General features: G+C 61.6%; 3 protein-coding genes. 1 reads left to right on the top strand and 2 read right to left on the bottom strand.

What is annotated here, in order from left to right:
* The first annotated feature begins 346 nt into the window (after positions 1-346).
* Positions 347-2827, top strand: coding sequence for a TonB-dependent siderophore receptor (locus AC1RME_RS14915; protein WP_096821154.1), 2481 nt, complete (start codon positions 347-349; stop codon positions 2825-2827).
* A 165-nt stretch (positions 2828-2992) separates the two neighbouring features.
* Here the strand turns inward: AC1RME_RS14915 and AC1RME_RS14910 are convergent, their stop codons facing one another.
* On the bottom strand, positions 2993-7144 hold the full coding sequence (locus AC1RME_RS14910) for a non-ribosomal peptide synthetase (protein WP_096821155.1): 4152 nt from the start codon (positions 7142-7144) through the stop codon (positions 2993-2995).
* A 36-nt stretch (positions 7145-7180) separates the two neighbouring features.
* A complete protein-coding gene (locus AC1RME_RS14905; RefSeq protein WP_085732444.1) occupies positions 7181-8839 on the bottom strand; it encodes a cyclic peptide export ABC transporter in 1659 nt (552 codons plus the stop codon).
* Positions 8840-8875: the final 36 nt, after the last annotated feature.

Raw genomic sequence — 8875 nt, 5'->3', positions numbered from 1 at the left:
CTGTCCGCCCAGGAAAAACCGTCGCCTCAGTGCGACGGTTTTTTTTAATTTATTTCACAAATGATAAACAAACGCATTCCGGTTTTTCCGGTCTGCTCCGTCTTACTAACGTAAGCGCGTGAAATGACTCGAAAAAGGGCCTTTTCAGTCAGGTTTTCACGCGGCAACAAACGGATTTCTTACGCAACCCATGACCGGCTCGCGCCACTGCGCGGGCGACTGCTGCCCGGGGAGGGGCCAGTCGATCGATTCACATGATTGAACGATCCCGGCACGCGGGTGTGCATTTCGAGGGGCGCTCGGCGGCCCGCAGGCTTTTCCACTTCGACCAATAATAGAGAGCACAATGTCCGCAATTCACGAATTGAAACCCCTGTTCAAGGCCCTGGTGATTTCCCGAACGTTGCGCTCGCGCTCTGTACTGGCGGGGATGGGCATGGCGTGCCTGCTGCCGCTCAGTGCTCAGGTCCAGGCCGAAGACAAAGCCTTCAATATCGCGGCACAGTCCCTGCCACAGGCGCTGCAAGCGTTTGGCGAGCAGAGCAACATGCAGGTCATCTACAGCGCCGATGATCTGGCGGGCCTCAAGAGCTTTGCAGTCAAAGGCAACATGACCCCGGAGTCGGCCATCGGCCAGCTCCTGCGCGGCACCGATGTGCGTTTCACCGTGGAAGGCAACACCCTGATGCTGGTGCGCAGTGGCAGCGCCAAAGGTCTGGAACTGGGTGCCACCACGATCAACGCCACCGCGCTGGGCACCACCACCGAAGGCACCAATTCCTATACCACCGGTGCCGTGACCATCGGCAAGGGCCAGCAGAAACTCAAGGACATCCCGCAGTCGGTCAGCGTCCTGACCCGCAAGCGCATGGATGACCAGAACATCAGCAACCTGACCCAGGCCGTCGAAGCCACCACCGGCCTGACCGCGCTGAAGTCGCCAGGCCCGGGCATCTTCATTTACTCCCGTGGTTTCGACATCGAAGCGATCCAGTACGACGGCGTGCCGATCCCGCGCAACGTGTATGCGCTGGGCAGCTACATCACCGAAAACATGGCGATCTACGACCGCATGGAAGTGATCCGTGGCGCGGCCGGCCTGCTGCAAGGCGCGAACAGCCCGGGCGGCGCGATCAACATGGTGCGCAAACGCGGCCAGGCCGAACCGACCGTGACCCTCACTGCCAAGGCGGGCAGTTGGGATCGTTATGGCTCCCAGGCTGACGTCGGTGGCCCGCTGAACGATGCCGGCACCATCCGTGGTCGTGCAGTGGTCAACTATGAAAAAGACCACTCGTTCACCGACTACGCCTGGAACTGGGAACAGACCGTGTACGGCGCCCTGGATTTTGATCTGGACGAAGACACCGTGCTCGGCATCGGTTTCAGCAACAAGAAGAGCCACGGCCGTCCATACCTGCTGGGCCTGCCGCGCTACGCCGACGCGAGCAACATCAACCTGCCGCGCTCGACCTACACCGGTGCAACCTGGAACCGTTCGATGAACGACCAGACCGCGGTGTACGCCGACCTTGAACACCACTTCAACGACAGCTGGAAAATCAAGGCCTCGGCCATCGCCATGAACGAGTCCAACGAGGCTACTTATCAGTTCGTTGCCGGCGTGGTTCCGGTGGGCGGCAGCACCGGCCCGCGTTTCTCCGATTACTCGACTGACTTCGCCAACAAGAACCGTGCGTTCGACATCTACCTCGACGGTCAGTTTGAAGGCTTCGGCTTCAAGCAAGGCCTGACCGTGGGTGCCAACTACTCCAAGTTCACCAGCGATGACAAATACGCGCGTCAGTTCACGCCGGGCGTAGACATTTTCGACATCGATCACAACCGTCCGCAGCAGTCGTTCGACATGATCGCCGACAACGCCAACCTGGCCGTGAGCACCTACGATGTTCGCCAGAAAGGCCTCTACGGCAGTTACAGAATCAACCTGACCGATCCGCTGACCCTGATCCTCGGCGCGCGTACCAGCTGGTATGACTTCTCCTTCGACCAGGACAACTACTTCGCCCGCGAACTGCAGGAAGGCGGCGAGAAGAACTCGATCAAGAGCACCGGCCGTGTAACGCCTTACGTCGGCATGGTGTATGCGCTCAACGAACAGTGGTCGGCCTACGGCAGCGTTGCCGAAGTGTTCATTCCGCAAACCCAGCTGACCAAAGAGAAGACCGCGCTCAAGCCGATCGAAGGCACCAACTACGAGCTGGGTATCAAGGGCGAGCTGATGGATGGCCGCTTCAACACGTCCCTGGCGTTGTTCCGCTACATCCAGAAAAACCGCGCCGTGTCTGACCTGACCACCGACATCGAAGGGCCGGAAGCCTGCAACGGCTGGTACTGCTCGACGGCGTCGGGCAAGGTTCGCAGCCAGGGTCTGGAAGCGGAAATCGCCGGTGAACTGTTCGATGGCATGCAGATCTCCAGCGGCTATACCTACAACACCACCAAGTTCCTCGAAGACACCGACCTCAAGGGCAAGCGTTTCGCCACCGGTACGCCGATGCACATGTTCCGCCTGTGGGGCGACTACACCCTGCCGGGTGATTTCCACAAGGTCAGCGTCGGTGCCGGCGTGAATGCCCAGAGCAGCACGGTCAGCTTCGACCGCAGCTTCGATCTGCCGGGGTTTGCCATCTGGGGTTCGCGCGTTGCCTACCAGGCTACCGACGAGGTCAACCTGGCCGTCAACCTGAACAACATGTTCGACAAGCGCTACATCATTCCGGCCTTCGCCCAGATCAACAGCAACAGCTACTACGGCGACCCGCGTAACGTGATGTTCAGCGTGACGTACAAGCCGCAGTTCTGATCCATCGGTAATACCCGAACCCGGTCTGCCATTGCAGGCCGGGTTTTTTATTGCCCGGAAGAAATCGACGGCGCCTGGCTTCAGCGACGGATGCCTGAAAAAGCGCCCAAAGAAAAACCCCGTCAATCAAGGATTGACGGGGTTTTTGGGTCTTGCGCAGAGGGCTCAGCGCACTCGACTGTTACTCAGGAACGTATCGATCAGGGGTTCGAGCAATTCATCCTGGAAGATCATGCTGCGGTGTTCCAGTGGTGACAGCAGCGAGCAGTTCAGTTCGCCCGACAGGCTGTAGCGCTGGATCAACGCCTGGCTGAAGGACAGTTCTTCAGCCGTCTTTTCAGGCACCGCCCACCAGCAACTCGGTTTGACCCGCAGTGGCTTGAAGGTAAAGGCGTCGAAGGCTTCCACCAGACGCTCATGCACCGAGAACGCCTGGGCATTCATGACTTCACTCTTGATGTTCTGCACGGTGGCCAGCAAGTCACCTTGCCCCGGCTCGACCTGACCGGCCGCCCAGTCATAGAAGTCTTTGACGCTGCCATGCGGCGACGTTTGCAGGTAGGCGGTGGTGCGCAGTGCCAGGGTCGGGAACAGCAGGTTGAAGTAGTGCACGGCGTCGAGCACTTCTTCCGAGGTGACGCCGAGCGCTTCGTCATCCGGTCGCTGGAAGCGTGGCAGGTCGGCAGGGAAGGCCGAAGCCGGCACGGTACCGTCGACCAGTCCCAGAAACGCCACTTCATGACCCTGAGACTCCAGTGTCGCGGCCACGTCCATGGCCAGCGGACCACCCAGCGACCAGCCCATCAGGTGATAAGGCCCCTGCGGCTGGGTGTCGACGATTTCACGGCTGTAGTCGGCGATCATCTCCGACCAGGTTTGCGCGTCGTTGTGTTGCTGCGAGAAGCCGCGATGCATCACGCCGTAGACTTTCGCCCGGTTGTTCAAGCGTTTGGCCAGTGGCTGATAGCAGAACACGATACCGCCGCTGGGGTGCAGGCAGAACAGTGCCGGTGCGTCGGCCGGTGCGTTGTTGAGTTCGACCACACACTGCGCGGTTGCGAAATGCTGGCGGGCGACGAAAGCGGACAGTTCGGCGATGGTCGGGTGGGCCAGCAGCTCTTGCAGGCGCACTTCGATGTCGAGCTGCGCCTTGAGCTGGGCGATCAACTGGATCGCGAGAATCGAATGGCCGCCCAACTCGAAGAAGTTGTCGGTGATCCCCACGCGCTCGATGTTCAACGACTGCTGCCAAAGACTGGCCAGCGCTTCTTCCAGCGGATTGCCCGGCGCCACGTAGGTTCGTTGCCAGAGGCTGGCATCCGGCTCCGGCAGGGCCTTGCGGTCGAGTTTGCCGTTGGCGTTCAGCGGGAAACGCTCAAGGAACAACAGGTGCGCAGGCACCATGTAATCGGGCAATTGCGCACGCAGTGCGGTGATCAGGGTGTCGCGCAACTCCGACGAGTCCGCAGCGATGACGTAGGCCACCAATTGCAGGCCGCTCGGGCCGTCGTGGGTGAGCACCGCGCAATCCTGCACCTGCGGCTGATCGAGCAGACGCGCCTCGATCTCGCCCAGTTCAATACGGAAACCACGGATTTTTACCTGATGGTCAATCCGCCCGACGTATTCGATGCTGCCGTCGTTGCAGTACTTCGCGAGGTCGCCGGTACGGTACAGGCGCCCACCCGGAACGCTGTCGAACGGGTCGGGGATGAAGCGCGTGGCGGTCAGGTCGGTGCGGTTCAGGTAACCCCGGGCCAGCCCGGCACGACCGATGTACAGCTCGCCGGTGCAGCCTTTGGCGACCGGGTTGAGGCCTTCATCCAGCAGGTACCAGGACAGGTCGGCAATCGGCACGCCGATGGGGCTGGCGGACTCGATATTCAGGTCGCCCAGCGACAGCGGCCGGTAGGTGACGTGAACCGTGGTTTCGGTGATGCCGTACATGTTGATCAGTTGCGGGGCCTGATCGCCGAAGCGTTCGAACCAGGGGCGCAGGCTTTTCACCTCGATCGCCTCACCGCCGAAAATCACGTAGCGCAGTTGCTGGGTCAACGGCTGGTCGGCTTCGCAGGCGACTTTCATCAGCTGTTTGAACGCCGACGGCGTCTGGTTCAGCACGCTGACATTTTCCTCGCAGAGCAGCGTGTAGACGTCTTGCGGCGAACGGCTGACGGCGTGGGGCACGATCACCAGGCGACCGCCGTACAGCAGCGCGCCAAAAATCTCCCAGACCGAGAAGTCGAAGGCATAGGAATGGAACAGGCTCCAGACATCGTTCTGATCGAAGCCGAACCAACCAGTGGTGGCTTCGAACAGACGTACGACGTTGTGATGCGCGAGCAGGGCGCCCTTGGGTTTGCCGGTCGAACCGGAGGTATAGATCACGTACGCCAGATTGTCCGGCTGCACGGCCACGTCGGGGTTGTGCTCGGCGGCGTCGCTCAGGTTCGTGGCGTCGTCGAGCAGCACGCAGCGCACGTGGGCCGGCAATGGCAATTGTTCACGCAGATGGGACTGGGTCAGGACCCAGTCGATGCGGCTGTCCTCGATCATGTAAGCCAGGCGATCAGCCGGGTAGGCCGGGTCCAGTGGCACATAGGCGCCGCCGGCCTTGAGAATCGCCAGCAGGCCGATCAGCATCTGCGGCGAGCGCTCGGCAGCGATGCCCACCAGCACGTCCGGGCCGACACCGTTGGCGATCAAACGGTGGGCCAGACGGTTGGCCTGGCGGTTGAGCTCGGCGTAACTGACCTGTTGTTCGCCGAAGGTCAGGGCGATGGCGGCGCCATTGCGGGCGACCTGCGCTTCGATCAACTGGTGCAGGCACAGCGACGGGGCGATTCGGGTCTGCTGCGGGTTCCATTCGGCGAGGGTCTGCCGATGCTCTTCGGCATCAAGCAATTGCAATTCGTCCAGGCGCAGGTCGGGGCGGGCGATCAGTTGCAGCAGCAATTGCTGCCAGTGCCGGGCCATGCGCTCGATGGTGGCGGGGGTGTAGAGGTCGCGGCTGTATTCGAAGGTGGCTTGCAGGTTCTGCGGGCTGAAGTCGATGTCCAGCGACAGGTCGAACTTGGCCTGGCTTTCGCCGGCATCGAGAAATTGCAGGTTCAGCCCGCCCCATTCCACGGCCGCCGACTCGCCGCCGCCCGTGCGCCAGTTGAACAACACCTGGAACAGCGGATTGAGCGATGTCGCACTGCCGCGTTGCAGTTGATCGAACAACAACTCCAGCGGGTAATCGGCGTGTTCCAGCGTCGCCAGCGAGTGCGCGCGCAAGGCTTGGAGAAAATCCCGCGCTGGTTGCTGGCCGTCGAGCGTCGCCTTGTACACCTGACTGCTGACAAAAAAGCCCACCAGTTCCTGGCTGTCACTGCGGTTGCGGCTGGCGTTGGGCACGCCGACGGTGAATTCGCGCTGCTGGCTGTAGCGGCCGAGCAGCAGTTGCCAGGCGCCCATCGCCAATACGAACGGGGTCAGGCCCTCGTGCTGGCAGAAACGGTTGAGGGCTTGCAGCGCTGTGGGCTCAAGGCTCAGAGAATGACGCCCGGCCAGGTGTTGCTGGCCTTCGGCGCGGGCATGATCGACCGGCAGCTCAAGCACCGGCAGTTCGCGACCCAGGTACTGACGCCAGTAATGGTCGGCGCGCTTGCAGGCCACACCGTCGAGGTACTCGCTGCGTTGCCACTGCGCGTAGTCGCTGTACTGGATCGGCAACTCGCTCAGTACCGGGCTGAGGCCGGCGCTGGCCTGCGCGTAGGCGCGCGCCAGATCCTGCATGAGGATTGCGTTGGACCAGGCGTCGGACACGATGTGGTGCATGTTCAGCAGCAACACATGTTCACGCTCGGCGGTCTTGACCAGGGTGGTGCGGATCAGCGGTGCGTGGCTCAGGTCGAACGGTTGCAGGGCCTGGGTTTGCAGGCGTTGTTCCAGGTGCAGGCGACGGGTGTCCTCATCCAGCGAGGAAAGGTCCTGGCGCTTGAGGTTCAGGCGTGTCTGGCGCTCGACCACCTGGGTCGGCACGCCGTCGATTTCGCGAAAGGCAGTGCGCAGGATGTCGTGGCGATCGATCACCGCGTTGAGCGCGGTTTCCAGCGCCTGCGGATCGAGGTCACCGTCCAGGCGCAGGGCGCGCGGCAAGTTGTAGGCGGCATTCGCCGGTGCCTGTTGCTGCACCAGCCACAGGCGCTGCTGGGCGTACGACAGCGGCGCCCGATCGAGGCGTGCGCGGCGGGTGGCGACCGGGTCTGGCTCGACGGCGTCGGCATCGGCCAACAGCAGCGCCAGCAGGTCATCATCAAGAAGTTCGTTCATGGCTTTCTCTTAACACTCGACAGGGGCGGGCCCGGCTCAGCAGACGGCTGCCGGGGCTTTTTCGCTGATGACCTGACCGCCTTGCATGCGCACCAGTTGGTCGGCGACGTCGAAATAACGGTCGTCGTGGGAGATCACGATGATGGTCTTGCCCAGGTATTTGAGTTCTGGCAGCAGCTCGGTGTAGAAAATCCGCCGGAACACTGGGTCCTGATCGGCCGCCCACTCGTCGAACACCAGCACCGGACGTTCCTCCAGCCACGCGTTGAGCAGGGCCAGACGCTTGCGCTGGCCGGTGGACAGGTCGGTAGTGCTGAACGCGCCATCGCGAATGCTGACCTTGTGCGAAATCTCCAGGCGTTCGAGGTAGCGGTTGGCGTCCTCGGGCACTTGTTGATCGCCTTGCACCAGTTCGTCGAACAGGTAGTAGTCGGCAAAAATCGTGGTGAACAACTGACGGTAATCGTCACGGTTCTCGGCCACCACAGGCGCACCGTTGAGCAGGATTTCCCCGCCCTTTGGCGCATACAGCCCCAACAGCAATTTGATCAGGGTGGTTTTACCGCCGCCGTTCTCGCCGACGATGAACACGATTTCACCCTGACGGATCGACAGATTGACCGGGCCGAGGGTGAATGGTTTGTTGTTGTCCACGGCGGCAAAGGCGTAGTGAACGTCACGCAGTTCCAGATGCTCGACCACCGGTTTGGCGCTGGCGGTGTCGCTCAGCAGCAGGTGGGGTTCCGGGGAGGAAAACTGTTCCGCCAGATCGGCAATGCGTTTGAAGGCGATGTTGGCGCGACTGACCACCGGCAGGGTGGTCACCAGGTATTCCAGCGGGCCTTTCATGTACAGCAGCACCAGCACGAAACCGCTGAGCACCGCTTTGTCGGTGCCCAGCCAGAAGGATTGCAGGGCGAGTGCCAGCCCGATTACGACGAAGAACAGCATCGAGCCAAACGTCTTGGCGACCACGAAGGTGTTGATCGAACGGATGTGGGTGTTGCAGATGTAATCGGCGGTGCCTTCGATGCGCTGGCTGAACATGCGCTGACGGCGTGGGCGATGGATGCGCAGTTCCTTGGCACCGGCCGCGATGGCGCTGTAGTGCTTTTGCAGTTCGTCTTCGGCTTCACGGGCGGCTTCGAAACCCTTGATGCCTTTGGCCCGGGCGACGTACTGCACGACGGTGCCGATGATGATCGCCACCAGCAGCAGCGCGAACATCGGCACCGAGAGGTAGGCCAGGTAACCCAGGCAACCGAGGGTGACGGTGAAGGCGATGGCCAGCGGCGCGAAGGAAAACGCGAAGTCGCTGACGGTGTCGACGTCGTGGGTCAGCACCGGGATCAGGCGATGGCTACGGAAGCGTTCGATCTGTTCGATCGGCGCCAGCAGGACTTTTTCGCCAAGGGATTTTCGCAGTCCGGCAATGATGTGCTGGCCGACATGGTTGGTGCCGATGTCGGACAGGATCGAGCTCAACAGTGCCAGTGCACAGAGCCCGGCGAAACTGGCGAGCACGCCCAGCGACGGGCTGCCATTGGCGTTCAGGGCGTCATTAATGGTCGCCAGCAACGCCGTGACGCTGAGGCCACCGACCATGCCGAGCATGATCGAGATCATGACCACCAGCCAATAGGGCTTGAGCAGACTGAGAACTTCGCTGATGGCGCCACGGGATTTAGTGGTCATGGGGGGATTCCGCTTTTGGAGGCCGCTGGGGGCGAT

This window comes from Pseudomonas sp. GW822-FHT03F08 (genome assembly GCF_058801265.1).
The sequence above is the reverse complement of the archived record's forward strand: the minus strand, read 5'-3'. Positions and strand labels throughout refer to the sequence as shown.

What these genes read in the sequence shown, in the direction of transcription:
- AC1RME_RS14915 (WP_096821154.1), top strand. Translation starts at nt 347, where the DNA reads ATGTCCGCAATTCACGAATTGAAACCCCTGTTCAAGGCCCTGGTGATT.
- AC1RME_RS14910 (WP_096821155.1), bottom strand. Translation starts at nt 7,144, where the DNA reads ATGAACGAACTTCTTGATGATGACCTGCTGGCGCTGCTGTTGGCCGAT.
- AC1RME_RS14905 (WP_085732444.1), bottom strand. Translation starts at nt 8,839, where the DNA reads ATGACCACTAAATCCCGTGGCGCCATCAGCGAAGTTCTCAGTCTGCTC.